At 47.0% G+C, this 25,840-nt stretch carries 25 protein-coding genes; 11 read left to right on the top strand and 14 right to left on the bottom strand.

Annotation, left to right across the window (positions count from 1 at the left end; translation table 11 throughout):
* Positions 1-55: 55 nt before the first annotated feature.
* The 5 genes from QUB33_RS00620 to rpmH all read right to left on the bottom strand — a co-directional run bounded on the left by QUB33_RS00620 (position 56) and on the right by rpmH (position 2,841).
* Complete coding sequence (locus tag QUB33_RS00620; RefSeq protein ID WP_333039170.1) at positions 56-529, bottom strand: R3H domain-containing nucleic acid-binding protein; 474 nt, start codon at positions 527-529, stop codon at positions 56-58.
* A gap of 11 nt (positions 530-540) precedes the next feature.
* Positions 541-1,689, bottom strand: a complete 1,149-nt coding sequence (gene yidC / locus QUB33_RS00625) for a membrane protein insertase YidC (protein ID WP_190656768.1) — start codon at positions 1,687-1,689, stop codon at positions 541-543.
* 203 nt (positions 1,690-1,892) lie between these two features.
* The gene (locus QUB33_RS00630) at positions 1,893-2,285 is read right to left on the bottom strand and encodes a PH domain-containing protein (protein ID WP_190656769.1); all 393 of its coding nucleotides are present in this window, start codon (positions 2,283-2,285) and stop codon (positions 1,893-1,895) included.
* Positions 2,257-2,661 (bottom strand): ribonuclease P protein component, encoded by a 405-nt coding sequence (gene rnpA / locus QUB33_RS00635; RefSeq protein ID WP_190656771.1) that lies wholly within the window; start codon positions 2,659-2,661, stop codon positions 2,257-2,259. The genes QUB33_RS00630 and rnpA overlap by 29 nt, the downstream gene beginning before the upstream one ends.
* 42 nt (positions 2,662-2,703) lie before the next feature.
* Complete coding sequence (rpmH, locus tag QUB33_RS00640) at positions 2,704-2,841, bottom strand: 50S ribosomal protein L34 (protein ID WP_006632320.1); 138 nt, start codon at positions 2,839-2,841, stop codon at positions 2,704-2,706.
* Positions 2,842-3,127: 286 nt separating this feature from the next.
* On the opposite strand from rpmH, the gene QUB33_RS00645 reads away from it, so the two are divergent.
* Positions 3,128-4,264, top strand: coding sequence for a DUF4365 domain-containing protein (locus QUB33_RS00645; RefSeq protein WP_333345909.1), 1,137 nt, complete (start codon positions 3,128-3,130; stop codon positions 4,262-4,264).
* A gap of 257 nt (positions 4,265-4,521) precedes the next feature.
* Here QUB33_RS00645 and QUB33_RS00650 read toward each other — a convergent pair whose 3' ends face one another.
* The 3 genes from QUB33_RS00650 to QUB33_RS00660 all read right to left on the bottom strand — a co-directional run bounded on the left by QUB33_RS00650 (position 4,522) and on the right by QUB33_RS00660 (position 5,451).
* Positions 4,522-4,776, bottom strand: coding sequence for an HlyD family secretion protein (locus QUB33_RS00650; protein WP_333345912.1), 255 nt, complete (start codon positions 4,774-4,776; stop codon positions 4,522-4,524).
* A gap of 36 nt (positions 4,777-4,812) precedes the next feature.
* Positions 4,813-4,935 (bottom strand): hypothetical protein, encoded by a 123-nt coding sequence (locus QUB33_RS00655; RefSeq protein ID WP_333345914.1) that lies wholly within the window; start codon positions 4,933-4,935, stop codon positions 4,813-4,815.
* Positions 4,936-5,028: 93 nt separating this feature from the next.
* Positions 5,029-5,451, bottom strand: coding sequence for a MarR family transcriptional regulator (locus tag QUB33_RS00660; protein WP_333345917.1), 423 nt, complete (start codon positions 5,449-5,451; stop codon positions 5,029-5,031).
* A gap of 9 nt (positions 5,452-5,460) precedes the next feature.
* Here QUB33_RS00660 and QUB33_RS00665 point away from each other — a divergent pair, with 9 nt between their 5' ends.
* From QUB33_RS00665 to QUB33_RS00700, 8 genes are all read left to right on the top strand, one after another.
* Positions 5,461-6,123 (top strand): class I SAM-dependent methyltransferase, encoded by a 663-nt coding sequence (locus QUB33_RS00665; RefSeq protein WP_333345920.1) that lies wholly within the window; start codon positions 5,461-5,463, stop codon positions 6,121-6,123.
* Positions 6,124-6,280: 157 nt separating this feature from the next.
* Complete coding sequence (locus QUB33_RS00670) at positions 6,281-7,726, top strand: hypothetical protein (RefSeq protein WP_333345923.1); 1,446 nt, start codon at positions 6,281-6,283, stop codon at positions 7,724-7,726.
* A 24-nt stretch (positions 7,727-7,750) separates the two neighbouring features.
* Positions 7,751-8,461: a M15 family metallopeptidase gene (locus tag QUB33_RS00675; protein WP_333345926.1), complete on the top strand. Its 711-nt coding sequence runs from the start codon at positions 7,751-7,753 to the stop codon at positions 8,459-8,461.
* Positions 8,462-8,746: 285 nt separating this feature from the next.
* Positions 8,747-9,820: a glucose-1-phosphate thymidylyltransferase gene (locus QUB33_RS00680; RefSeq protein WP_333345929.1), complete on the top strand. Its 1,074-nt coding sequence runs from the start codon at positions 8,747-8,749 to the stop codon at positions 9,818-9,820.
* 229 nt (positions 9,821-10,049) lie between these two features.
* Positions 10,050-10,583 carry a hypothetical protein gene (locus QUB33_RS00685; RefSeq protein ID WP_333345932.1) on the top strand — a complete coding sequence of 178 codons (534 nt, stop codon included), beginning with the start codon at positions 10,050-10,052 and terminating at the stop codon, positions 10,581-10,583.
* A 10-nt stretch (positions 10,584-10,593) separates the two neighbouring features.
* Positions 10,594-12,723 (top strand): glycosyltransferase, encoded by a 2,130-nt coding sequence (locus tag QUB33_RS00690; RefSeq protein WP_333345935.1) that lies wholly within the window; start codon positions 10,594-10,596, stop codon positions 12,721-12,723.
* A 14-nt stretch (positions 12,724-12,737) separates the two neighbouring features.
* On the top strand, positions 12,738-13,808 hold the full coding sequence (locus tag QUB33_RS00695; protein ID WP_333345939.1) for a glycosyltransferase family 1 protein: 1,071 nt from the start codon (positions 12,738-12,740) through the stop codon (positions 13,806-13,808).
* 99 nt (positions 13,809-13,907) lie between these two features.
* Positions 13,908-14,990, top strand: coding sequence for a glycosyltransferase family 1 protein (locus QUB33_RS00700; RefSeq protein ID WP_333345942.1), 1,083 nt, complete (start codon positions 13,908-13,910; stop codon positions 14,988-14,990).
* A 268-nt stretch (positions 14,991-15,258) separates the two neighbouring features.
* Here QUB33_RS00700 and petG read toward each other — a convergent pair whose 3' ends face one another.
* Positions 15,259-15,378 (bottom strand): cytochrome b6-f complex subunit V, encoded by a 120-nt coding sequence (gene petG / locus QUB33_RS00705; protein ID WP_006632329.1) that lies wholly within the window; start codon positions 15,376-15,378, stop codon positions 15,259-15,261.
* A gap of 180 nt (positions 15,379-15,558) precedes the next feature.
* On the opposite strand from petG, the gene QUB33_RS00710 reads away from it, so the two are divergent.
* The gene (locus QUB33_RS00710) at positions 15,559-15,939 is read left to right on the top strand and encodes a cytochrome c (RefSeq protein ID WP_333345945.1); all 381 of its coding nucleotides are present in this window, start codon (positions 15,559-15,561) and stop codon (positions 15,937-15,939) included.
* A 145-nt stretch (positions 15,940-16,084) separates the two neighbouring features.
* Here QUB33_RS00710 and QUB33_RS00715 read toward each other — a convergent pair whose 3' ends face one another.
* Entirely contained in the window at positions 16,085-21,424 is a 5,340-nt protein-coding gene (locus tag QUB33_RS00715) for a DUF4347 domain-containing protein (RefSeq protein WP_333345948.1), read from the bottom strand.
* A 286-nt stretch (positions 21,425-21,710) separates the two neighbouring features.
* Between QUB33_RS00715 and QUB33_RS00720 the strand changes: the two genes are divergently transcribed.
* Positions 21,711-21,893 carry a hypothetical protein gene (locus tag QUB33_RS00720; protein WP_333345951.1) on the top strand — a complete coding sequence of 61 codons (183 nt, stop codon included), beginning with the start codon at positions 21,711-21,713 and terminating at the stop codon, positions 21,891-21,893.
* Between the two features lie 211 nt (positions 21,894-22,104).
* On the opposite strand, the gene QUB33_RS00725 is transcribed toward QUB33_RS00720, so the two are convergent.
* The 4 genes from QUB33_RS00725 to QUB33_RS00740 all read right to left on the bottom strand — a co-directional run bounded on the left by QUB33_RS00725 (position 22,105) and on the right by QUB33_RS00740 (position 25,535).
* The gene (locus QUB33_RS00725; protein ID WP_333345953.1) at positions 22,105-22,464 is read right to left on the bottom strand and encodes an NIL domain-containing protein; all 360 of its coding nucleotides are present in this window, start codon (positions 22,462-22,464) and stop codon (positions 22,105-22,107) included.
* A gap of 98 nt (positions 22,465-22,562) precedes the next feature.
* On the bottom strand, positions 22,563-23,438 hold the full coding sequence (cysW, locus tag QUB33_RS00730; protein WP_333345956.1) for a sulfate ABC transporter permease subunit CysW: 876 nt from the start codon (positions 23,436-23,438) through the stop codon (positions 22,563-22,565).
* Positions 23,428-24,288 carry a sulfate ABC transporter permease subunit CysT gene (gene cysT, locus QUB33_RS00735; protein ID WP_333345959.1) on the bottom strand — a complete coding sequence of 287 codons (861 nt, stop codon included), beginning with the start codon at positions 24,286-24,288 and terminating at the stop codon, positions 23,428-23,430. The genes cysW and cysT overlap by 11 nt, the downstream gene beginning before the upstream one ends.
* Before the next feature lie 89 nt (positions 24,289-24,377).
* Positions 24,378-25,535 carry a sulfate ABC transporter substrate-binding protein gene (locus QUB33_RS00740; protein ID WP_333345962.1) on the bottom strand — a complete coding sequence of 386 codons (1,158 nt, stop codon included), beginning with the start codon at positions 25,533-25,535 and terminating at the stop codon, positions 24,378-24,380.
* Positions 25,536-25,840: the final 305 nt, after the last annotated feature.

A 25,840-nucleotide genomic window follows, 5' to 3' on the forward strand; every position in this document is an offset into this window, starting at 1 on the left:
AATAGTTAATTTTTAACTTCTTCCTTCTTCCTTCTTCCTTCTTCCTTCTTTAGCCTCAGCGCAGCCGCACTACCAAACGCCGATCGGGTTCTTGCCCTTGACTGTAAGTTTCAATGTCCTCACATTCGCTCAAAAAGCTGTGGACTTGACGGCGTTCTGCCGAAGACAGCGATTTTATTTCAACTTCAACTCCGGTCGATCGCGCTTGATCTGCTGCGTACTCTGCCATCGAGCGCAATTCCTCTTGGCGGCGGATGCGATAGCCATTTAGTTCAACTGTATAAGGAATTGACTCCTCTACTTCCTGACCTATATTCTGAACCGTGTTACAGAGGTATTGAATGGCATCTATTACATTACCGTTTGGCCCGACTAAGATTGCAACTTGTTCTGGAGTCAGATTGCTTTCATCTATTGTCATCCAATAGCAATCTTTTTGTTGTTCGCATACCACTTTTGAAGGAATTGCGGACAGTTGTAGCAATTCTTCTAACCATGCCTGTCCGCGCTGCATTTGAGAGTCTTTCATTGTTGTTAAAATCAAGCCTTTTTCTTGGCACGCTTTGGCTCAAAGGGAAGGGCATCTAATCCCTGATCTTTTTTTGTTTTCGCCTCTGCTTCGTCTACTATTTTTTGTAGGTTTTCCGGCAGCGGTTCTCGCGACAAAATAAACGCTTGAACTGTCTGGAAGATGTTAGCAATCAGCATATACATCAACACGCCAGCGGGCAGCGGGAAGAACAAAAACATCCCTGAAAATATGACTGGCGTCAGTTTGTTAACTGTAGCCTGTTGGGGGTTGTCGTTTGGCCCTTGTGCTTGTCCCGAAAGGGTTTGGTTGATATACAAACTGATGCCGAAGCCCAGGATCATCACCAAAATATCCCAGTGGAGTGTACCGTCTGAGTCGATCGCGCCAACGCGGCCTAGAGCTTCAATAAACAGGAATCCTTTGTTACTAGCTAATCCGGGGATTGTGCCTTGAACTGTGGCTTCACCGGGCGCTAATGCCGTGATGTTGCCCTGTTCATCTACCTTTACCACTTCTTCGCCTTTGATGACTTTCCAGCCGGGCTCAAAGTCGATTTCGCTCTTATTTTCTGTCGCTAAAACTTTGAGAGGTTTGCCCTCTGGGGTTTGAAAATTAATCTTGGTTGTATCGCCGACTGCGAGTTTGTCGCCGCCTGGAATTACCCCCACAACAGGAGCATGAAAAGTACCTGTGACGTAAATATTTTGTGGCGGTGTAGCAAAAGCTTGCGGTTGAACAGTTTCGATTTGTTCTTTTGGCAAAACTTGAACGTTGACGCTGTAATTTATGTCAGAAAACGGCGAACCCCGGAGCGTTGCAAACAGTGCAAACAGCACAGGCATTTGCAGCACCAACGGAAAGCATCCTGCTAGAGGATTACCAAATTCTTTGTATACCTTGCTCATTTCCTCCTGCTGTTTGGCAGGATTGTCTTTATAGAGTTTTTGAATTTGATCTACTCGCTCTTTCATCAACGGCTGCGCTACTTTCATGCGCCGCATATTGCGAAGAGAGCCTGCATTGAGAGGATAAAGAGCAAAGCGAATCACAAGCGTCAGAGCTACGATCGCTAAACCGTAGCTTGGCACGATCCCGTAGAAAAAATCTAGGATCGGGAGCATGAGGTTGTTGGAGAGAAACGAGATACCGAAATCCATTCGCTTTGAGTTAATTTAGGTGCTCTATGTTTGCTGTTGAGAACTATTTTTACCCGCTGAAGGCGAGCCGCCTCAATTTTTAGGGTTTTGTCTCTATCTTAGGACATTGCCCGTCGATCGACCGCCCAGTCTGCGGGTTTGTTGTAATGAGTTTGCCAATATTCGCACTCACTTTACCCTGATTTGAGGGCGAAGCGGTTCGGTTATTTAGCTTGAGCCGCGTTTGCTTTTTGAGCGGCTGCGGGCAGTTTTTCGTTAATGTAGTCATACATTGCTCGAAATTTTGGCATAGCTCTGAGTTCCAAGCGGCTGCCATTTTTCATGGTGAGCACCATGTCTCCGTAAGTCCCGAAACCGCGAGGTACTGTGACGATTTTGACTATATCTGAGTAGATAACGTCTGTCTGATCGCCCCCCATCCAACCGCTGGTTACGGATACTCGGCGGCTCGTGATCCGATACCGCAGCCACAGAGCGCGGACAATTCCTCCTACTGCTAGGGGGATGCCGACGACTGTTAGCCCCAGGAGTAAATTGATGATCAAGTCTCCGGGCGCGGGGCCGCCTTCATAATATACTTCCTCTCGAATTCCCATCTAGTACCTCGGCTTCTACCAACAACTGCTCTAATTCTTGCAGAATTTCTGCATAATTGCACTCTTGTGCGATCGGACGCACGACAATTACTAAATCCCACCCGAATTTTAATCGGGGCAATAGCTGTCGCAAAGCTGCCCGAATCTGACGCTTAATCCGGTTGCGGACTACAGCGCGTTTGCTGACTTTCAGGCTGATGGAAATGCCTGTGCGAGTTGGCTGCAAGGATTTTTCGGCTGTCGGTTTGGCAAATTCGGCGCTTTTTGGTTTACGCAGAGCTCTTAAGCTGAAATGGGCCGAGTTACGGCGCATTCCCTTGCGGTATACGGCGCTGAAGTCTTTTCGGTGCTTAAGTCGGTTTGTATCGGGCAACATGGCGTGGGGCGATCGTTGAGGCCTCTCAACCTGGATGCAGTGCTAGACTGCGAGGCGGTGGCGACCTTTGCTGCGGCGAGCTTTGATTACCAATCGACCGGTTGCGGTACGCATTCTGGCGCGAAAACCGGATGTTCTTTTTCTTTTGCGGCTGGTTCCGTGCAGGGTTTGCTGTGTCATTTTGATTTCTCCCGGCTTGTTACTTTACTTTTGATTAATATTCACAATCTTCTAGTTTACCATAGAGTTGTTTGATTGGCAATAATATTTTTCACAGTTGAGATGTAATGAGAGTAAAAGTGAAGTTGCGGTATTCTTGTATTATAATAAGTATTATACCGAAACTGCGATACAATTATAAGTTAGACAGACAAAACCATATTCTACTTAAAGTATTTGTATTCCTATTTGCTTTCGCCTTAGATAGCGGTTTAGTTAAGATTGTGAAAAAAGCTCCATTACCGTAATGATAAATTTACCTAAACGTACAGACGCTCAGAGAATTGGTGGAAGTGCTGCTGACCTTCTTAATTCAGTTTTCACTAATTTTTGTAATGTTATTCCTGTTCAACAAGATCGGGATATGGGGATTGATTTCATTTGTGAGCTTATGCAAGGAGAGTACCCAACTGGAAAGTTATTTAACGTTCAATGCAAAGGTAAAGAAGAGTCTGAATTCAAAGGCGATTCAATTCGAGTTCCTATTGCAGTAACGACTCTTAATTATTGGTTAATCCAGCCCAATCCAACATTTTTAGTTGTAGTTGATCGTCAAAATTACAATTTCTATTGGTCTTTCCCAAAGGATTTTCTTAGCTCGCTTAATAAAAACTGGCAAGAACAACAAACGGTTACGATTCCAGTTCCTCTTCAAAATCGTTTTGAGCAAGATGTAGATGCACTGCCTGCTCAATTGGTATCAATAGTTAATATGCAAGCTTCAGCTACTCCTCGGCAGGGCGATTATCTTGGAACATTGACGCTGGAATTTGACAGGTCATCCTCACGAGAGAGAATGACTATCAAAGGATTAATGCATTACTACTTAGAAGGTAGTCGAATCGCTAATGCCAAGTGTGGATATGGAAGCCCTGGTTTTCCAGGAGTAACAGTCTATGCACAAACATTCGGTGGTGAAGGATATAGTAAGGCAGTTAAAGCTATAGCTTGGGGTGAGTTAAATCCAGGAGAAGCTATCCTACTGCAAATGCCATTTGAAAGAAATTATATTCTTAGTCATGAAACCTTTGAAAAAATATGTTATTTACTAAGCCTTGACTTTACTAATTGCGAGCTACACAAAAATCTCATGTCACCCGGAGGTCATCCTGGGGGAAGCATTTCAGTAATACTAGACGGAAGGCCTATTTCAGCAATAGCTTGGTATGAAATACCATCAGCAGGTAAATTAAATCTTTTCAAGGTGGATGGGCAGTGGTATGCCATTAGCCTTGTGGCTCGTAAAACAGTTTCTACGGAAACAAGGGAAAGGAAGACGGGTAGTTATCTGCATCCAGATCCGAGAAGGGAAATACTTTGGCACTATTTTGATTTGTCTGGACGTAAATACTCTTTACCCTTGAAGTTTCCAAACACGCTTTAAGTTTGACTAGCTGATGAACGAGATTTCGGTTTCGTTTTCACTAGCAGATACCTAACTTTTTAAGATGATCTTGCAAGGGCGATCGCCCTTAACCGAAAAAAATCCAATCCCCGACTTCTCAAACTTCTCAAACTTCTCAAACTTCTCCAAGAAGTGGGGGATTTCTACTGCTAGTCGCCCGCGAACCGAAACAAATCAAATCACCCACTTCTCAACTCATCCGTGTATCCGTGTCAACATCAGTGTCGTGCGTTCCCTCATTTCAATTCAACATTTACCCTAGCAGACATCCCCGGTGCAATCCGCGATTCATAGCCTTTTACACTTTCGGCATCAAACACAACTTTTACCGGAATTCGCTGCACAACTTTGGTGAAATTGCCCGTAGCATTATGGGGAGGCAATAAGGAGGATTGAGCGCCATGAGCTGGGGAGAAACTATCGAGACGACTCTCAAATTTAAGGTCACCAAAAGCATCTAATTTGATTTCTACTTTTTTGCCGGGTTTCATGTTTGCCAGTTGCCTTTATTTGAAGTTAGCAATTACCTACAAATCGTTACTGACGATCGCCATTAACGGAGTTCCCGGCTGCACGCGCTGCCCGAATTTAAAGGATTTGCGGGCGATTTGTCCGGCAGACGCGGTGATATTCGTGTAGGACAGTTGCACTGCTTTTTTTAAAAGTGCGTAGTATTTTACGGTTATTTGTAATGTACTGGAGGTAAATGCTGCTGCACTTCACTAAAAGAGCGATTTGTCGATTTAGGAAAGATTGACGATCGCCCGATCGATCAGTTGGGAAAAGAGTTCTCGATCGGCCTCTGAAAAGCCCTCGACAGCTCGATCTCCGATTTCAGCTACCAGCGGGGGCAATACGTCTTGCACTTCCGGGCCAGAGTCTGTCAGCCAAATGCGCCAAATGCGGCGATCGCCAGTGTCTCTCTCCCGGCGGACTAGGCCTGTTTCTTCCATGCGATCGATCGCGCCTGTCAGCGTCCCGCCTAGCTCTTGCAGTTTGTCGCCAATGCTGGAAGTCGGCAAACCGTCTTCTTGCCACAAGCCCAAAGGGTGCCAGCAGGCTTTTTGGCGATCGAGTGCTACGCTAAAAGCGGGAATCCGCCCTCTGCCGGATATGTTAACAATTCTTATTGTTCTTAAACTAGAAAGAGTAAATCTAGTTTGCAATCAGAATTTATGTTGCTTCCACCCGACCAACGCACCAAGTTAGACGACACCGACGACAATTTGTTCTATTCCGCTCCCCGCTATGTGACTCACGTAGACGATGGATTCATTCAGCAACTCACCGATTTATATCGGGAACGGCTGAAACCGAATACTCGGATTTTTGATATGATGAGCAGTTGGGTTTCTCACTTGCCCGAGGAGATGCAATTTGCCCATGTCGAAGGGCACGGCATGAATGAAGAAGAGTTGGCAAAGAATCGCAGACTGAATCATTATTTCGTGCAGAATTTGAACGCCAATCCCAAATTGCCACTGCCCGGTGCAGAGTTTGACGCGGTTGTCAACTGCGTTTCGGTACAGTATTTGCAGCACCCAGATGCGATTTTTGCCGAGATTCACCGGATTTTGAAGCCGGGGGGCGTAGCAATTATGAGTTTTTCCAACCGGATGTTTTATCAAAAGGCGATCGCGGCTTGGCGGGAAGGATCGGAGGGCGATCGGGTAGAATTAGTCAAGGGTTACTTTGATTCTGTCAAAGGAGCGAATATACCCGGATTTAGCAAGCCGGAAGTAATTGTTCGCAAGCCTAACTTGCCGAGTTTTATGCAAATGCTGCGAATAGGAAGCGGCGACCCGTTTTATGCAGTAGTTGCTTACCGCCAAAGTTAGTAATAGGATGTTGAGGTTTCGCTGTCGCTCGACCCCAACCCAACTGTGAATAGGGCAAGCATCTTGCCTGCCCTAAAAAACGTAAACTATCTTGACATTTTGTAATTGCCACCAGCGGGTCGCGTCACTATTATATATATTCAACCCTATAAAAGCGATGCAATTTTTAGAACGATTAAAGCCGATCCAACGCGACAAGAATGTCAGAGTTTTTTTAATGTATTTTCTTTTGCTGGCTCTGCTGACGAAAGCCGATATCCAATCTGTTGCTGATGCTTCGAGAATAGCCACTATTAAATCTTTGGTGGAATATCAAACTTTTACGCTGGATAACACTCAATTGGGAGACTCCAAATTATTTACGATCGATAAGTATTTTTACAACAACCACTTCTATTCGGATAAACCGCCACTGCCAGCACTTATGGGAGCGGCGATTTATTTTTTATTAAGAAACCTCTGCGGTATTGATTTGTCGAATAATTTGGAATTAACTTATTATGCCGTGACCTTGACAACTGTGGGAATCCTATCTTGTATAGGTTTAGTTTATTTTCATAAAATTTTGATTGAAATATTTGAGATAGAGGGAGGGTGGGCGAATTTAACAACATTTTTGGCTGGAACGGGAACTTTGATTTTGCCTTATTCACTTACTTTTAACAATCATAGCCTCGCTGCCGTATGTCTGATAGTCAGTTTATATTACTTATTAAAGTTTGAAATTAGCGACATACGAAATGTTATCCTTTGCGGCATTTTGGTATCCATGGCGGGGAATATTGACATCACGTGCTTTTTATTTATTCCTTTTTATCTAGTTTTTTTTACAACCAAATCACTCAAGGCTGCTTCTGTATTTATTTTATCATGTATTCCTTTATTAGTCACTTATTTCGGCTTAAATATATATCTTTCTGGAAGTATAGTCCCGCCCGCAATGAATGCCACGCTGTGGGAGTACCCGGGCTCTCTTTTTAGCAAGGAAAACCTGTCAGGACTGGCGACACAGAAGAGCTTTTTAGGGACGCTGAAATATGCTTTTACTTTGTTTTTAGGCAATCGAGGATTGTTCTCGCATACTCCCCTTCTGGGCTTCTCCGTTATTGGTGTTATGGCAGTTTTGAAACAAGGAAGATTGCTGTATAAAACTCCCTACCTGTACGGTATTGTGGCGTCTGTAGCTTTCATGCTAATCTATACCTTCCGCACAGTTGGGTATGGCGGGTATTCCTACGGCGTCAGGTGGTTTGTCGCTCCTATGTTTATATTGTGCTTGCCCTTAAGCCACGTTATAAACCATGTTAGAAGCTCGCTGTTGCTGAAAAAGTTTTTTGTAGTTATTGCCTGTATGTCGATAGCAATTTCTCTTGTGGGGACTTACAATCCCTATCCAAACGATTCTACCGGGAAAGTACGCCTTTGGGACGGTTATGTGTCGGGATATACGTTTCTGATTAATGCCAATAACATCGCCAATCACTCCTCAGTTATGTATAAATTAAGCTTCACCGTCAGCGGTGTCGCCATATATTTTATGTTGCACCGGTTATTGAAAAAATTAAAGCAGACTCGCCACATCCCTCCCGAGAATGCAGTGTAATGAAGTAAGGCAATCTATCTAATTATGAAACCATACCAGCAAATAGCCATCGACGAATGCGGCGAACCTTTAGTCCCCATTCCACAAGAACATTTTGTCTTTGAAACGCCGCACCCTTATCAAAAGTTGGGTGCTCCCTATCACAACAGCAAAGCAGATTCACCTTACTATTTGCGGCAAGGAGTTGTAGATAGTTTAATCGCTGCTCAAACCCAGCTACAACAAAATTACCCTAATTGGAAAATTCTGATATTTGACGCTTATCGGCCGGTGGAAGTCCAAGAATTTATGGTGGATTATACTTTTAATCAAATTGCTTTAGCTCAAGGCTGCGAATTTCCGGTTTCGGAAGACAAACGCCAAGTAATTATAGAACACGTATATCAATTTTGGGCAGTACCGAGCCTCGATCGCGCGACGCCTCCCCCTCACAGTACAGGTGCAGCTTTAGATATAACTTTAGTGGATGAAAATAATCGGCAAATTAATATGGGTTCTCCGATTGATGAAATATCAGAACGTTCTTATCCGGATTATTTTGGTAAGAAAAATCACGCACCAGAACAGCAATATCACCGTCACAGGCAAATCTTAAAAAATGCGATGATAGCTGGGGGTTTTCAGCAACATCCTAACGAATGGTGGCATTTTTCTCTGGGGGATCAGATGTGGGCTTGGTTGACAAATCAAAACAATAGTGGTAGTCAATTTATCGCCCGATACGGTCGCTATTAAAACGGTACGCAATTAAATCTGAACTGGCGCACTCGCAACCTTGAGGAACCGCGTTTATTGACAAAAAACCTCAGCTTTTAGGTGCTTTCTTCGGCAAAAAACTTGGTTTCTGACACTTTATGCGTCCAGGACTATAAAAGCTCGATCAGCATAAATCATTTGTATCATAAGACACGACAACTATTGCCAGCGGGGTAGCAGTGCTTTAAAATCAACAAGAGCGAACAAGTGCAGGCAACTCAAGCCAGCACCGCAAACCCTAAAGGATAACTTAGAGTTCACCCCATGAAAGCACTAATTCTCTCTGGCGGTAAAGGAACACGCTTGCGTCCCCTCACCTATACGGGTGCTAAGCAGTTGGTTCCTGTAGCAAATAAGCCGATACTGTGGTACGGAATTGAAGGAATTGTGGCGGCTGGGATTACGGATATTGGGATTATTATTAGTCCTGAAACCGGAGAAGAGGTGAAGACGAAAACAGGAGATGGATCTCGCTTCGGTGCAAAAATTACTTATATCTTGCAAGAAAAGCCGGCGGGACTCGCTCACGCGGTGAAAATTGCCAGACCGTTTTTGGGCGATTCTCCGTTTATTATGTATTTGGGAGATAACTTAATTGAAAATCAGCTAGATCCGTTTTTAGAGATTTTTAACAAGCAAAAACTAGACGCTCTGATTTTGCTGCGTCCAGTTCCCAATCCCTCTGCTTTCGGTGTGGCAAAAGTTGATGAGAAAGGAAGAGTTTTGGAGTTAGTAGAAAAACCACAAGTCCCGCCATCGAATTTAGCACTGGTGGGAATTTACTTTTTTGCTCCTACTATTCACGAGGCGATCGATCAAATTCAACCCTCGGCCCGCGGCGAACTCGAAATTACCGATGCCATTCAACAGCTCATCAATCAGGAAAAACACGTAGAAGCCTGCAATTTAGAGGGTTGGTGGCTGGATACCGGGAAAAAAGACGATTTGCTGAGTGCAAACCAAATCATTTTAGATAGCCGTATCGTAGCTTCAACTGAATTAAAAGTAGACGCCAAAAGTCAAATTATCGGGCGAGTGCAAATAGGGGAAGGAACGGAGGTCATTAATTCTACAATTCGCGGACCAGTGGTAATTGGGGAAAATTGCCGCATTGAAAATTGCTTTATCGGGCCTTACAGCAGTATTGCCGATCGCGTGACGATGATTGATGCTGATATCGAACACAGTGTAATATTGCAAGGGGCGAAAATACTTGGCATTCACCAACGAATTGTTGACAGCGTGATCGGGCAGCGAGCTCAACTAACCATTGCGCCGGCTCGTCCAAAAGCTCTACGGTTTCTGATTGGTGATGACAGTCAAATTGAGTTAGCTTAAATTGAGATATTGCCAATATCGGAAGCAATAATCCTGATTTAACAAGAGATGAATTTTCTTGTGGGGTGGGCATCCTGCCCGCCCTTGAACAGGCATCTTGCCTGTTCGCAATTACTTACAATTATTCACACAGCAAAGATGGCTGTTCACCATTAGTTACAATGAGTGAAACAGCAAAGATGCTTGTTCCATAATAAGTCATAGTAAGTTATCTAAAGGAGAGGAAAGTTTGCAGTACGAAGAAATACCAACTCAAAAGATAATAGATAGATTGCGGCAAACTTTGGAGCCGCGGATTGGTATTGCTGAGTCACCGCTGTTGGGAACAGAAAATAGTGCGATCGCCCGAGATGAAGATGACGAAGACATCGCCCTTTTAAAGACCGGTTTCGACATTTATAACATCCCCATCACCTCTTACCAAAGACGGCTGGGTTCCGCAGTAATTGCAGTTAGAAAAATAGTCCGCAAATTGCTCAGACCCGTACTAGAACGACAAGTAATTTACAATTTTGCAAATACCCGCGTCGTTCAAACATTGAGCATTCAATTGCAAAAATTGCAAGAAAATCAACAAACTCTAGAGAAAAAAATTCAATCCGAATTCAGCAGCGCATCTCCCGAAGTTACAGCACAGCTTGAGACTCAACAAAGAGCGATCGCAGCTTTTCAGTCTGAAATAAAGCAAATTAAAGCAGTGCAGCAGCAACATACTGCTATTTTAGAGAAGATTACCGCTGAATTGCTCGATCGACAACAATAAAGCATCAAAGATGACCACACTGCCAATATGCTCGTTAATTATAGTCAACTATAACGGTCTGCGCCACACAAAAGATTGCTTAAAATCTCTACAAAAACTTGCGTATCCCGAATCGCAACTAGATTTAATTGTAATTGATAATTGCTCTCAAGACGATTCCGTTAATTCCCTGCGCGAACTATTTCCCAAAGTTCGGATTTTTGTCAACTCCGCCAACAACTTTGCTAAAGCCCTCAACCTCGGCATCAGCGAAGCAAAAGGGCAATATATCGCCTTTCTAAATAACGATGCTACCCTTGACAGTCACTGGTTAGAGATTCTTGTAAAACGGCTAGAAACTAATAAAGAAGTAGGTGCCACTAGCGGCAAATTGCTGTTTAAAGACGGGCGGATTAACAGCGCTGGCATTCAGCAATTACCTAATTTTTATTGGCGAGATGTCGGTTTTGGCGAAAAAGATTCGGGACAGTACGATACAGAAAAGGAAGTCGAAGGGCTTTGTTGGGCGGCGGTGCTTTTTCGCAGGCAATGTCTCGAAGATGTGGGGCCGATAGATGAAGATTTTGTGATGTATTTTGAAGATGTAGAGTTTGCCAAACGCTGCCACAAACGCGGTTGGAAAATGCTTTATACTCCCGCAGCTATCGCCCATCACGAGTATCGGGGTTCGAGTAAAGGAAGCAAACTTACCGAGTATTTCTGCAACCGAAATCGGTTTTTGTATTTGGCAAAACATGAACCGTTGCAATTAGTCAAGGGAATTCATACTTCGGATTTTTTTACTAACAAGCAGTACGATTTGCTGTTCGAGAGTTTATTTGTAGCGATTAAAAAACTTTTCGATTATCAGAAACCAGAAATCATTGAAACTGTATTGCCACAGTTGTCGGAAAAGTTGGCGGTGATTTACAGTCGGATGAAGATCGATCGCATTTTATCTCGATTGCAGGTGGTTCGGGGCGATCGCAAAATGTCGATCGCCATTTACGATCACGGGCTGCATTTTATTGGTGGCGGTCAAAAATACGTCGCTACCCTCGCCTCCCTGCTACAAAATGAATTTGATATTACTTTTATCGCCAACAAACCAGTTGCTGTTTCCGACTTAGAATCGTGGTACGGACTCAACCTTTCAGGATGCAAAATTAAAATTATGCCCTTGGCGTTTTACGAGAAACGCGGAATGCAGTGCATCGATTCCAGTATCATCGTGGAAGATATGGAAAATCCCTTTGATGAAATTGCCAGAGAAAGCAAAAACTACGATATTTTTATCAACGCGAACCAACTGGAAAAAGTCAAGCCACTCTCGCCAATCTCAATATTTTTCTGCCACTTTCCCAATACCTTCCGCAACCGTCACTTTGCTGTCGATGATTACACTTTCATTATTGCCAACAGTCAATTTACTGTGAAGTGGTTGGAGAAACGCTGGAACCTACAGCCAACTTTTATGCTTTATCCGCCCGTAGAAATGGCAACACTTAAAGTTCCGAAAGAAAAAATAATTTTGGCTGTGGGACAGTTGGAAGCTGGGGGAACAAAAAAGCAAATTGAACTAATTAAAGCTTTCCGCAGTTTGCTAGCGGATTATCCCAAAGAATTTGAAGGATGGCGGCTAGTTTTAGTGGGAAGCAGTATTCCCCGCAATCCTTATTTAAAGACTGTTCAGAATTTACTGAAGCAAGATTCAAGGGCGATCGAGCTAAAAGTCAATGCTGACTTTGATGAGGTAAAATCGCTTTATGCTAGAGCGAGCATATTTTGGCACGGCTGCGGTTTGGGTGAAGTTAATCCTCAAAGATTTGAACATTTCGGGATGGCGACTGTGGAAGCAATGCAAAACAGTTGTGCTCCGATTGTTTTCAACGGCGGGGGCCAACCGGAAATTGTCGAACATGGGCGATCGGGCTTTTTGTTCAATACCGTTGAGGAACTTTGCCAGCATTCACATCAACTAATTGTTAATCCCGATTTGTTAGCAGAACTTCAAGCTGGTGCACAGCAGCGCAGTCAGAACTTTAGACTTGCACGTTTTGAGGAAAAAGTCAAGAGTTTTTTTGAGATCATTCACCAAGAGTATGCTACAATTCGGCTGCCAAATCCTGCCGATATAGCTCAAATGCTCGATCGAACTTAAAGGCTAATTCAAGCGTGTCTAACCCACTTTTAATCAATTTATCCTTCTTAAGTCCTGAACCAACTGGAATCGGAACTTATGCAGCTAATCTTTTCCCGCAACTGCAACAGCTAGAACCCACATTACTTGCTTCCCAGCAAATTGACCATTATACTTGCTATCAAATCCCAGAAACTCTGACTCCGGATAGAGGGCCGAAAGGACAAATTAACAGGCTGCTGTGGACTCAATTCAACTTGCCCAAAATTTACAAAAAATTGCAGTCAAGCCTGATATTTTCCCCTATTCCCGAAGCACCTTTGTATTCCGGCTGCCGCTACATCGTCACAGTTCACGATTTAATTCCTTTGCGCTTTCCTCAACGGTTTTCTCGATTAACAGCTTATTTTCGCTACTACATACCGCAGGTTTTGCGGCAAGCAGAACACATTATTTGCGATTCTCAAGCAACGGCGGCAGATGTTGCTAACTTTTTCCACATTCCGCCTCAGAAAATGACCGCAATTCCCCTAGCTTGCGATAATATTAATTTTAGATATCTCGACTTGCCCGCCAAAAATTATTTTCTTTATACCGGCAGACACGATCCTTACAAAAACTTGGAAAGATTAATTGCTGCATTTGCGAGTTTGCCCGATCGCGCAAATTACGAATTGTGGCTAGCAGGGCCTCGCAATGCCTACACACCACAGTTAATAGCACAAGTGGAAGAATTGGGTTTACAATCTTTCGTAAAGTTTCTCGGTTACGTTACCTATCCTCAATTGCCCGTACTAATGAATCAGGCGATCGCCCTAGTTTTCCCTACACTTTGGGAAGGATTCGGCTTACCAATTTTAGAAGCAATGGCTTGCGGCACACCAGTCATCACTTCCAACCTGTCATCGATGCCAGAAGTAGCCGGAGATGCCGGATTATTAGTCAATCCTTACAGCGTCGGAGAAATAGCCGAAGCCATGCAAACAGTAGCCACAGATTCAAAAGTGCGATCGAACTTAAAAACTGCTAGTTTAGCCAGATCATCTCAATTTAGCTGGCACAAAACCGGAACAGCAACCGCCAACATCTTACAGCAATATCTTTAAATCTTCCCTCTCTTCCTTTCTCCTCTCTGCGTCCTCTGCGCCCTCTGCGGTTAATAAAAAAAAAATCCTACCAAAAAACCGCAATCTACATATTATCCCATGCCCAATCTCCAATCTAACTTACTAATCAACCTTTCCTTCCTAATTTCCAAACCAACCGGCTTAGCCATCTACGCCAAAAACCTATTTCCTCACCTAAAATCCCTCAACCCAACATTACTAACAGCAGAAAAATTCCCCAATAGCAACTGCTACCAAATCCCCGCAAATCTAACACCCGAACAAGGAACAAAAGGGCACATCAACCGATTGGTGTGGACACAAACCCAAGTCCCAAAAATTTACAAACAGCTAAAATCTAACCTGTTATTTTCCCCAATTCCCGAAGCTCCTCTATTTGCAGGTTGCCGCTATATAATTACAGTACATGACTTGATAGCGCTGCGATTTCCCCGCCGCTTCGATCCTCTGACACCTTACCACCGCTACTACATTCCCCAAGTGCTGCTGCAGGCTCAACACGTCATCTGCGACTCTGAATCCACTGCCAAAGATATCGCTAATTTTTGCAAGATTCCTACTAATTTAATTACGCCAATTTTCCCAGGATACGACACCAGTTTTTTCCGTTTTTTAGACTTACCAACAAGCAATTATTTTCTTTATATCGGCCGCCACAATCCCTATAAAAACGTGCAGCGAGTTGTAGCAGCCTTTGCTGCTTTGCATCATAATTCCGAGTACGAATTGTGGATAGCAGGTTCGGAAGACAAACGCTATACGCCGCTGTTGAAGGCGCAGGTTCAAGAATTGGGATTGGTCGATCGAGTAAAATTCTTAGACTACATTCCCGCGGCCGACTTGCCCAAAGTCATCAACCAAGCGATCGCGCTGGTTTTCCCCAGTCTTTGGGAAGGATTCGGGCTCCCCGTGCTGGAAGCAATGGCCTGCGGCACTCCTGTCATCACCTCTAACCTGTCTTCAATGCCAGAAGTGGCAGGGGGTGCAGCCTTCTTAGTCAACCCCTACAGCGTCGAGGAAATTGCCTCGGCTATGCAAGAGCTTGCAGTCGATGCCAAAGTTCGATCGCACTTGCGGGAGCTCGGTTTGGCCAGAGCAAAACAATTTAGCTGGGAAAAAACAGGCCTGGAAACTGCTGCTATTCTCGATCGATATCTTTAACGAAGGAAGTTCGGCAACGGATTCGGTAACGGATGTAAGGGATGTAACGGATGTCGAGAAGAAGGAAGAGGGAAGTTCGGCAACGGATTCGGTAACGGATGTAACGGATGGAAGAAGGAAGAGGGAAAAAGGAAGAGGGAAGAAGGAAGAGGCCGATTTAATAACCAATCCCCCATGCCCCATGCCCCATGCCCAATTCCCCATGCCCAATTCCCCATGCCCAATTCCCCCTCCCCCTGACAGCCTGAGTGAGGGGCTGTAGCCCCTTTTACTTATTGATACCCAACTGATCGCCGCGCTTGTACTGCTGATAAGCAGCAAAAAACAGCCCCGCCAGAGTAACAAAGATTAGACCCAGAACAATACCTGAAAGTAGCGGTTCTACCATGAGAGCTCCTTAACGTTAAGATTTAACAACCTATTTTTAATATTACCAGCACTTATACAGATGAATTTTCCCAAAAGCAGCCTTCCGTGGGTCTCAGAGCTTGCTCTCCCCGCTGCGAACGATTAAGCTATGTTATGAGAAATAAATTTTCTTGTAGATACTATTTTTAATTGAACTCCTTTGAATAACCAACTTGCCAGGAATGAAATTAAAAACCCGATCGAGCGACTTGCCATATTTGCGCTAGCGGTGTTGCTTGCCATCATCTTGGCGAGTATGACAATTCGTCAGTTTCAAGTCGCCGATCCTTATGTCAAAAGCGTACTATCCCTGACGGGCAACCCGTTTCAGGGTTCCGCCATCTTTCAAATGAACTGTGCGGGGTGTCACACATCGGTTTCAGACAGTCAAGTCGGGCCCAACTTGCACGGAGTGTCCGAGCGCAAATCCGAATTCGATCTGATCCGGCAAGTCACCAGCGGGCAAACCCCACCAATGCCGCAGTTTCAACCGAGTCCGCAAGAAATGGCCGACTTGCTGAAGTATCTCGAACAAATTTGACCAAAGAAGGGGAACGAAATTCGTTACCCTTCTTTGGCAGAGCCTCTAAACATGGGTTTAGAGGCTCTGCTTTCGGGTAGTCCCTTTCTGCTGGGACGACAGGCAAGTGTACGATCGGTTGCAACTGCCGAGTTTAATCTGCGGACTAAACCAACAAGCTAAAACTCTGAGCCGATAACTGGCTCGGCTGCAGGCCCGTCACTATAGCCAAAATCTGGTCGCTGTTGGCAAGCCCGATCGCCGTCGAGCCATTAGTTTCGGTCAATGACAGTTGATTGAAGTCCAAGCCTCCCACCAACTCGATCGAATCAACTCCTGCGGTGAAGTTGAAAATCGTGTCAATTCCTCCGCCCGCTGACAAGACAAAGCCATTGCTGCCACTGCCGCCGACGAGGGTATCGCTGCCAATGCCGCCAAAGAGCAAGTCATCACCGGTGTCAGCAAAGAGCAAATCATCGCCACTGCCGCCAATTAAGGTATTGTTACCCTCGCCGCCGCAGAGAGTGTCATTACCTTGATCGCCAATTAGCACGTCGTCGCCAGCGCCTCCCAACATTACGTCATCAGCTTTGCCGCCGTACAATACGTCATTGTCTTCGTCACCAGAGAGAGAGTCGTTGCCGCGATTGCCATAAATGGTATCGTTACCGCGATCGCCAAAAATCAGGTCAAAGCCTTTGCCACCGAAGAGAGTATCGCTATCGATGCCTCCGTAGACAGTATCGTTGGCAATATTGCCATTGATGTAGTCGCCGCCCCCTCGACCAAAGATCAAATCGTTGCCGCCCAACCCTAAGATAGAGTCATTGCCGACACTACCCACGATCGTATCGTCGCCGTTAGGGCCGTTGAGCACATTACCCGCTGAAGGAGTGCCGGGCTCATTGGGAGTAGCGATCCTGGGGAAGTTCTCAGGGCAAACCAAATCTGTCGGTACAGGTGCAGGTGTCGGCGTCGGTACAGGTGCAGGTGTCGGCGTCGGTACAGGCACAGGTGTCGGCGTCGGTACAGGCGCAGGTGTCGGTACAGGCGCAGGAGTCGGCGTCGGTACAGGTGCAGGTGTCGGCGTCGTTACAGGTGCAGGCGTCGGCGTCGTTACAGGCCGAGTCGGCGGCGGCGTCGGCGTCGGCGTCGGAGTAGGTGTCGGCGTCGGGAAGTTCCCGAAGTTGATGCCAGTGACAATAGCGCCCGAAGTTAGGGTGATGTCGGCGGGTTCGGGTGTGCTTTGGGTAAACCCAGTTTGGTTGACTTCCCGGACACGGTAGGTTCCCGGCGTTAGGTTCGCGAACAGGTAGTTGCCACTGTTGTCTGTGGTAGTAGCAACAGGAGCCGGAGCAGTTCCAGCTACGACATTGGTTAACTGAATTTGGAAATTGGGTAAACCCGGTTCTCCAGCATCCTGAGTGCCATTGTTGTTGGTGTCTTGGAACTTCAGACCTCGGATCGCCCCGGGTTGGGGCAGGAAGTTGCCGAAGTCAATGCCGGTGATGTTATTGGGGGGATTAACCGTAACGGGGGCGGGGTTGGGGGTCGTCTGCGTCCAGCCGTTTTGCTGGACTTCCCTTACCTGGTAAGTGCCTGCGGGTATATCTCGGAGAGTGTAGTTGCCCGCTGCATCAGTGATGGTAGTCGGTTCGCCCTGCTGGAACAATCCATCCGGAGTGATACTGTCGAGGAATATTTGCCAGTTAGCTAGCCCCAATTCTCCGGCATCCTTAACGCCGTTGTTGTTGAGGTCATTGAATTTTTGACCGCTGATTGTGCTCGACTGGAAGTTGCCGAAGTTGATGTTAGCGATGTCTTGACCGCTGGTGACAGTGATGTCGGCCGGGTTGGGGGTAGTTTGCGTCCAAGTAGGCTGCAAGACTTCCCGCACCTTATAGGTTCCTGCTGACAAATCGAGGAATTTGTAGCTGCCGGCGGCATCGGTGAGGGTGTTCGGTTCCCCGGTGTCAAGAGTGCCGTTATCGTTGGTATCGAGGAAGAATTGCCAGTTGGGTAGTCCTGTTTCTGCTGGCGCATCTTGGATGGCATTTTTGTTGAGGTCATTGAACTTCAGACCACTAATCGAGTTGGGCCTGAAGTTGCCGAAGTTGTTGTTTTGGGAGTCGGTGCCGCTGGTGACGGCGATCGTAAACGCGCCAGGAAGAGTAGGCGTAGCTGCATTGACAGGGGGTACAGTTTGCGTCCAGCCTGTTTGTGGCACTTCCCGCACTGTATAAGTGCCGGCTGGCAGGTTTGTGAACTGGTACTTGCCTGCGACATCGGTGACGGCGGCGTTAGTGCCTGTTTCGGCTGCTACTTGGTCTTGGACGCCGTTGTTGTTGGCATCCAGGTAGATTGTCCAGCCTCCTAGGGGTTGTTCTGCTGGCAAATCTTGGGTGCCATTTTTGTTGAGGTCATTAAATTTGATCCCGCTGATTTTGCCCAACTGGAGGTTGCCGAAGTCTTGAGCCGTAATGTTTGTGCCGCTGACCGGGTTAATTGTATAAAAAGCCGGGCCGGCGGTTTGTGAGAAACCAGTCGGTAAGTCTTCTCTCACAAAGTGCCGTCCGGAGCCGACGTTGGCAAAGCTATACGTCCCAGCAGCCGCTGGCGCTGTCCCGGTAACTAGAGAGGCGATTTCCGTGTCGCCTATATCTAAAGTGCTGTTATTGTTAGTATCTTTGAACAAGCGAACGGTGGTGCCGTTGAGCGGAGTGTCATCAGCAGAGAAGCCGTTGCCTGTGAGGTCGGTGAATTTGGTGCCACTAACGGTGATGTTTTGGAAAACGCCGAAGTTTTGACCGGTGACGGGAGTACCGCTTTGGGCACTAACGAGAATTGCGGCAGCGGGGAAAGAGATGCTGGAGTTGGCTGGGGCCGTGGCTTGTATCAGGTAATTGCCGGGGCCTATATCCGAGAATGTGTAATCTCCTGCTCCTGCAGTGGTTTGTGCAGTGCCGACAACAGTATCTGTGCCGACTTCTAGCGTACCGTTGGCGTTGGTGTCTTTGTAGAGGTTGACCGTGACGCCGTTTAATACGGTGTCGTCGGGCGTGAAGCCGTTGCCCGCGAGATCGGTGTAGGTTTTGCCCGCGATCGATGTTTTCTGGAAATTACCGAAGTTGGCACCCGTGACATTAACAATACCCGTATTGGCCGGAGTCGGGCCGAGAGTCTGCACCCAAGCAGTCGCAGGCGTTCCAGCGGGGGGCGCTTCTGTAATCGGAGTATCGGTTTTTACGTCGCGGAGGATGTAAGTGCCGTCGGCTGCGGTGGTAGCGCTCTTCGTGCCTACAGAAATCACCCAGCCCGGAAGACCTGGTTCAGTCGCCGCGGCACCTTGCAGGCTATCCCCGTTAAGGTCGTTGAATTTAACCCCTGTGACGATCGGGCCGTATTCATAAGCACCGATATCAACACTAGCGCCGATCGTCCGGGGGAAGCCAGCACCCCGCTGGTCAGTCGCGCCCGCAGCAGCCGCAGCCGCGGCGGCATCGCCGCCATCGATCGCCGGATTAGGAGTCGCAGTGCTGTCAGCCAAAGCATAAGTCACGGGAACCGCTGTAGCCTGGTTCAATCCTGCGGTAGGGGCGATGACATTTGCGAGAGGAACGGTCAGTTGCTGGGCGACAGGTAAATTGCTGCCAGCCACGTTCCCGATCAAATTGTTGATACTGGTGGCGGCGAAGGTTCCGAACACGTCAGGACTTGCGCCGCCCAAATTGCCCGCGACGATCGAATTTATGACATTCACAGTACCGCCATTCGTCGCAATCCCCCCGCCGTTGGCAACAGCAGGATCAGTACCAGCACTATTGCTAGTAATGGTGTTGTTAGTGAGAGTTGCAGTAGCGCCGTTGTTGACAAAAATCGCCGCACCCGCGCCCTTGCCGGGTGTAGCGCCCGCGCCGCCTGCAGCGCCGCCTGTTGCTGTATTGCTGAACAAAGTGCTGTTGTTCAGGGTCAAACTGCCAGTATTAACAAAAATTGCGCCTCCCAAACCAGCACCGCCACCGCCGCCGGCTGGGCTGCCGGCGCCGCCCGGGGAGAAAGCTCCGACTATCGTGCTGGCTCCGCCTACTGTACCGCTGCCGCCACCTCCTCCGAAGCCGCCAGCGCCGCCGTTGCCGATCGCACCTGCGGGAGTGCCGGTACCGCCAGCGCCGCCAGCGCCGCCAGCGCCACCAAAGCCACCAGCACCGCCTGCACCCCCTAGACCCCCAGCCCCGCCTGCACCGCCTGTACCCCCTGGACCCCCAGCCCCGCCTGCACCGCCCCCACCGCCGATGACGCCTGCGGCACCGCTACCGCCTGGGCCGCCTGCGCCGCCAGTACCGCCTGCGAAGGTAGTGCTGCCGCCGGGACCGCCCGGACCGCCTTGGCCGCCGGGAACGCCCGCTCCAAAAGTATTGTTAACGCCAGCACCACCACTACCAGCGTTGGGTGCAGCAGCAGTACCGGGCGCACCAGCACCGCCGGCAGTTGTGAAGTTGAAGCCAGGAGTGCCACCGAAGAGGGTGCCGAAATCAGCGCTGCCACCAGCACCGGCTGCGACTGGGGCTACCGCTGCTGCTGCCCCGGCGCCTCCTGTAGCGGTGTTGCCAGTAAAGGTCACGCTGTTAACTGTGACAGCGCCGTTGTTGATAAATAGTGCGCCTCCTATGCCGGCCCCACCGCCACCGCCGCCTGTACCGGCACCACCCACTGCTCTACCGTTGGCAATTGTTAGGTTAGAAATGCTGACAGCAGCACCGCTGTCTACAGAGAAGCCCCGGTTAGTGTTGAGATTTAGGGTGAAACCGCCACCGGTCAACGTGATGGGGTTAGTGATTCTGGGCAGAACTTCTCCGGGGGCGAAGGTGATGTCGCCGGTGATGGCAATCGTGTCGGTGTCGGTTAAAACATTTGCCACCAGAATCTTATCGCGCAGTTCGCCAAATGTGGCGACTAAAACTGCACTATAAGCTTCCCTCGCCTCTGCCGAAAATGCCAAAGGTGTTTCTATGTGGCCCGTAGTCACTTCCAGCACCCAGTCTCCACCCAACGCAGCATTCCCGGTCAAGTTATCGGAAGCGGCAATATTTGCTCCGGTGAGCTGGCTCAGCCTTTCCACGAAAGCCACACCTGCTTCTGTGGCGGCGACGTTGCAACCGTAAAGCAGAATTTCGGGTTTAGCTGTAATTGGAGAGTTAGAGTTTGCCTCGGGTGTTGGCAAAGCAAACCATGTTTCTAAATAATTGCGGTAGCTTTCAATGTTGCTGAGATTTAGTTCTGTTGCGCCGATTTGCAAGCTGGCTGCTGCGCCGTGAGACAAAATGTGGACGGCTGCAATGTTTTGCCGCTGTTTAAGTGTTTCGGCGATTTGCTCTATGCCGTCGCGATCGGCTTTCAGAATAACAATTTCTGTATCGGGATTGACCGTTTCTGTTAAACTTTCACAATCTTTAACTTGTGAATCTGCAAAAACTATCTGGTGCTTCCGTTCTTTATAGAGTTCCACGTTCAAATTCTCCTGGTACACGCACACATCAAATTCATATCACAAACCAACCGCAGCAGCGATCGAGCTTTTTCCGCTAAGTGGGGATGAGAGTCGTTGGCGAAGCCCTCGAAGAGGATCGCCCCTAACTTTCACCTAAATTGAATATTGACAAAAACGTTATTTTATGCTCCCCTGTCCTAACTGAGTTAGTTTGATGGTTGAGAAGTTTTAAAGGGGAATATTGTTCCGGCTGTTTCCCAAAAAGTTGGACGAAACTTGCGCGCTGCTTTATGCTCTACCCGAAATGGATAAAGTACCAGATTTTATAAAAATTGTCAATCAAATAATTAACCGATGGCGATCGATATTTATGAGTCAAGAGTTATCAATCACGGTTATTAGCTGTAAGCTGATATTATTTGGTAGTTGTTGGCTGCTGAATGATATGTATGTGCGATCGAACAACCGCAATCAAATTGCTTGGTAGTAAAGAATACAAGTCCTCTGAGTTTTATGAAGACTTGCATTCCTCACTAGAAGCGTGATAACGGTAATTTTACAGGAATAGATATGCTGACTCATGACTAACATTCCTGGAGGCTATTAGACTCAATACACCGCCTAGAATAAATAATATTCTGCCTGTCAGTGCAGAATATTAACTCCTCTTCCAGGTTGGTGCGTCCAAGACTCACTAATTACCAAGTTTCTTCATCGGGATTATTGGAATTGCTCCAGATTTCCACATCTAAATCATTGAGATAAATCAGAGCCGTTTCAATCTGTTTACTTGTACCGTTAAGTTCCAAGTCAAACCAACCGTCATCTAAAGTTTTGACACCCAACAAAGCAGCATTAAAATTCACCGTCAAACCGTATTTAGAAATCAGGTTAGATATCACAGGTTCCTGATGGTACTCTTTAGGAACACGAATGCGAATGCGGGTTTGAGTTGGTCTGCTGTCGCCACTTTCAGATTTGGGAATATCTGATTCTTGGGTTTTGTGAAAATTGTCGATCGCCTCAAATTCAGCTTCGCTAGTGTTGTGAGCTAACATTTCAGCCTCCTAATGTTTATTGATTTCAGGGATGAGGTACGCAGTGCGAACCCTAAAGCCCTAATGGCTAATGACCAATGACCAATGACTAATGACTATTATTCAACCTCCTTAATGCTAGTTTTTCGTTCCAAAATTTCCTTAAGTACAAGGGTAATAACTCCTAAGAAACCTAGAATTACCGCCGCTGAAAATGCGGCTTGCGTCGCGTACTGCTTGTAAGCATCCTCTACAAACAAAGGCAAAGTTTGCGTTTTTTTAGCAATATTTCCTGACACTACAGAAACGGCTCCAAATTCTCCCATTGCTCTAGCATTGGTCAAAATTACTCCGTAAAGTAATCCCCAGCGAATACTGGGAAGCGTGACATTCCAGAAAATTTGCCAGTCATTTGCTCCCAAAGTTTTCGCCGCCTCTTCTTGATCGGTTCCCACTTCTTCCAAAACAGGAATCACTTCGCGGGCCACAAAAGGCAAGGTAACAAAAGCAGTAGCTAGCACCATTCCAGGGAAGGCAAAAATAACCCTGATATTGGCCGCCTCCAGCCACGGTCCGAACCATCCCACCCGACCGTAAAGCAGTACAATCATTAAACCTGCAACTACGGGAGATATGGCAAAGGGCACGTCTAAAATGCTGATTAATAGCGTGCGCCCCCGAAATTTATTGCGGCCAATTACCCAGGCTGCACACAAACCGAAGACTGTATTTACAGGAACGACAATCAGAGAAATTATCAGGGTTAGTTGGGCTGCGTGCAGAAAATCTGGCGAGGTTAAGTTAGAAAAAAATGGCTCAAATCCCTTTCTGAAAGCTTGGTAAAAAACGTTGACCATGGGGATGAATAAGACGAGAGCAAGATAGCCGCTCGCAATTCCGATTAAAGTTGGTTTTACCCAGGCTTTCTCCTGACTCCGACTAGAACCCGCGGGCGGAAAGTTATAATCAGCGCGTGAATTGATATTAGCCGTCATAGCGTCTTCTCCATGCTTGTAATAGATTAATTGCGAACAGCATTGCCAGGGAAATAGCTAACAGGACAGTGCCGATAACTGTTGCTCCTGCATAGTCGTACTGTTCCAATCTTTGAAAAATTAATACTGGCGCGATTAAATCTTTGAAGGGTATGTTAGAAGCTACAATTACAGTAGAGCCATACTCGCCAACCGCTCGCGAAAAGCCGAGTGCTACTCCGGTTAAAATAGACGGAAATAGCGGCGGTAAAACTACTCGCCAGAAGGTTTGAAATTGAGAAGCACCCAAGCACCAAGCTGCTTCTTCGATGTCTTTTTCCATCTCGTTTAAAACTGGCTGTACAGTCCGCACGATAAAGGGCAAGGAAATAAATATCATCGCTATTCCTACGCCCAAGCGAGTAAATGAAATCTTGATTCCAAAGGGTGCAAATAGCCCGCCGATCCAGCCGTTATCGCTGTAAACTGTGGCGAGAGTTAAACCTGCGACGGAGGTGGGCAGTGCAAAAGGTAAATCGACTGCTGCATCCACAACCCGTTTTAAGGGAAAGTCGTAGCGGACTAATACCCAGGCAATCAAGGTGCCAAATACTCCGTTAATTAATGCCGCCATTAATGCCGTAAAGAAGGTGACATCGTAGGCGGAAAGGGCGATCGGACTGGTGGCAATTGCCCAAAATTCGGCGGGGTTGGCTGTGCTGGCTTTCAGCAGCATTGCTGTAACTGGGAGCAATAGCATTAAGCTGAGGTAGCCTAGGGTGATTCCCCAAGGTAATGTTATTTTGCCGATCGCCTTTTTGATATTTTCGATCGGAGACTCAGGGTTGCTGGTTGGAGATGATACAGCCATAAGTGAATAGTTTTGAGTTGTCAAGAATAGTGAATCTTTTAGATCCCCGACAACTTCCGGGAAGTCGGGGCTCTGGGCATTCTGTTTTTTTACTGTTTAATTGAACCTTGGATTTTGTCAAAAACAGCTCCGTCATCGAAGAATTTCTGCTGAATATCTCCCCAACCTCCTAAGTCTTGAGCTGTAAAGAGGGTTTTGATGGGGGCATATTTTTTGACAAATTCTGGTTCCGCCGCTACTGTCGCATCTACTGGGCGGAAGCCTACTTTGGCAAATTCTCGCTGAGCTTCTGGGGTGTAGAGAAACTTGACAAATGCTTCGGCGACTTCGCGAGTACCGTGTTTATCAACGTTTTTATCGACGATGGCAATCGGATTGTCGATCGAAACATTGACTTCGGGAATACTATAAGTCGGTTTTTCGCCTTTCTCACCTGCCAGAAGGATCTCGTTTTCGTAGTTAATTAAGGCGTCGCCTTGCCCTTGTTTGAAAAATACATCAGTGGCTTCGCGGGCATCTTTAGTCAGGATGGGGACGTTTTTGTAGACTTTGCTAGTAAAGTCTAATGCTTTCGTTTCGTCTCCTCCGGTTTTAACAACAGAGCCCCAAAGTGCGAGGAAATTCCAACGGGCAACGCCTGATGTTTTAGGATCGGCAGTAATCACTTTTACTCCGTCTTTGCTTAAATCTTCCCAGGTGTTGATGCCTTTGGGATTGCCTTCGCGCGTGACTATTGCTCCTACGGATTTACTGACTATGCCTTCGTTGGGGACTTCTTTTTCCCACCCGGGCTCAATGAGTCCGGCTTTTTCGATTTTTGCGGTGTCGAGGGCAAGGGCTAGGTGTACGATGTCTGCTTCTAAACCGTCAATTACGGCCCGAGTTTGGGAACCGGAACCGCCGTAGCTTTGGTTGAAAGTGACGGTTTGACCCTTTTCTTTTTGCCATTGTTCTACGAATTTGGGAATTATCGCTTCGTGGGCGGCTTTGGTGACGGCGAAGGATACTAGGGTTAATTCTACGTTGCCTTTGTTGGCTGCTGGGCTAGCACCGCCTGGACTGCTACCGGGAGTGGCTGCTGGGTTGTTGGTGGTTCCCTGGCCGCAGGATGCAACGGCTAGACTTAAAGTTATTCCCACTAAAAATAGCGACACAAATCTTTTCAGCGCTGTCAATGATTGATTTGTGCCGGCGAGTGGCTGTTGCGGCCAGTAAAGGTGTTGAGTTAGGCGTTGCCACGGGGTCATTATATTTGTTCCTCTAGAGAAAGTACGGTTCTTAGGTAGGAATACCGTAATTATGGTTGTGAAGTACGATTATAGACAAGAGCGAGTGAAATGGCAACAAAAAAAACAAATGGGGGGAACTTATGGTCGATCGCATATTCTGATGTCTTTTCCCTCGGTGCTTTCGATCCAGATTTGGGGTAAAATGTAAAGCGTATAAATACTATTATTGAGTTAAGGTGCTAAACTTGCGCGACTGCACGATACGCCCTACGACTACCATCGGCCGATCGCCCAAATGTAATAGCCCTGCCAAGAGTCCCCGC

The organism is Microcoleus sp. B3-A4 (genome assembly GCF_036705385.1).
GTDB lineage: Bacteria > Cyanobacteriota > Cyanobacteriia > Cyanobacteriales > Microcoleaceae > Microcoleus.

What these genes read in the sequence shown, in the direction of transcription:
- QUB33_RS00620 (WP_333039170.1), bottom strand. Translation starts at nt 529, where the DNA reads ATGAAAGACTCTCAAATGCAGCGCGGACAGGCATGGTTAGAAGAATTG.
- yidC (WP_190656768.1), bottom strand. Translation starts at nt 1,689, where the DNA reads ATGGATTTCGGTATCTCGTTTCTCTCCAACAACCTCATGCTCCCGATC.
- QUB33_RS00630 (WP_190656769.1), bottom strand. Translation starts at nt 2,285, where the DNA reads ATGGGAATTCGAGAGGAAGTATATTATGAAGGCGGCCCCGCGCCCGGA.
- rnpA (WP_190656771.1), bottom strand. Translation starts at nt 2,661, where the DNA reads ATGTTGCCCGATACAAACCGACTTAAGCACCGAAAAGACTTCAGCGCC.
- rpmH (WP_006632320.1), bottom strand. Translation starts at nt 2,841, where the DNA reads ATGACACAGCAAACCCTGCACGGAACCAGCCGCAAAAGAAAAAGAACA.
- QUB33_RS00645 (WP_333345909.1), top strand. Translation starts at nt 3,128, where the DNA reads ATGATAAATTTACCTAAACGTACAGACGCTCAGAGAATTGGTGGAAGT.
- QUB33_RS00650 (WP_333345912.1), bottom strand. Translation starts at nt 4,776, where the DNA reads ATGAAACCCGGCAAAAAAGTAGAAATCAAATTAGATGCTTTTGGTGAC.
- QUB33_RS00665 (WP_333345920.1), top strand. Translation starts at nt 5,461, where the DNA reads ATGTTGCTTCCACCCGACCAACGCACCAAGTTAGACGACACCGACGAC.
- QUB33_RS00670 (WP_333345923.1), top strand. Translation starts at nt 6,281, where the DNA reads ATGCAATTTTTAGAACGATTAAAGCCGATCCAACGCGACAAGAATGTC.
- QUB33_RS00675 (WP_333345926.1), top strand. Translation starts at nt 7,751, where the DNA reads ATGAAACCATACCAGCAAATAGCCATCGACGAATGCGGCGAACCTTTA.
- QUB33_RS00680 (WP_333345929.1), top strand. Translation starts at nt 8,747, where the DNA reads ATGAAAGCACTAATTCTCTCTGGCGGTAAAGGAACACGCTTGCGTCCC.
- QUB33_RS00690 (WP_333345935.1), top strand. Translation starts at nt 10,594, where the DNA reads ATGACCACACTGCCAATATGCTCGTTAATTATAGTCAACTATAACGGT.
- QUB33_RS00700 (WP_333345942.1), top strand. Translation starts at nt 13,908, where the DNA reads ATGCCCAATCTCCAATCTAACTTACTAATCAACCTTTCCTTCCTAATT.
- petG (WP_006632329.1), bottom strand. Translation starts at nt 15,378, where the DNA reads ATGGTAGAACCGCTACTTTCAGGTATTGTTCTGGGTCTAATCTTTGTT.
- QUB33_RS00720 (WP_333345951.1), top strand. Translation starts at nt 21,711, where the DNA reads ATGGATAAAGTACCAGATTTTATAAAAATTGTCAATCAAATAATTAAC.
- QUB33_RS00725 (WP_333345953.1), bottom strand. Translation starts at nt 22,464, where the DNA reads ATGTTAGCTCACAACACTAGCGAAGCTGAATTTGAGGCGATCGACAAT.
- cysW (WP_333345956.1), bottom strand. Translation starts at nt 23,438, where the DNA reads ATGACGGCTAATATCAATTCACGCGCTGATTATAACTTTCCGCCCGCG.
- cysT (WP_333345959.1), bottom strand. Translation starts at nt 24,288, where the DNA reads ATGGCTGTATCATCTCCAACCAGCAACCCTGAGTCTCCGATCGAAAAT.
- QUB33_RS00740 (WP_333345962.1), bottom strand. Translation starts at nt 25,535, where the DNA reads ATGACCCCGTGGCAACGCCTAACTCAACACCTTTACTGGCCGCAACAG.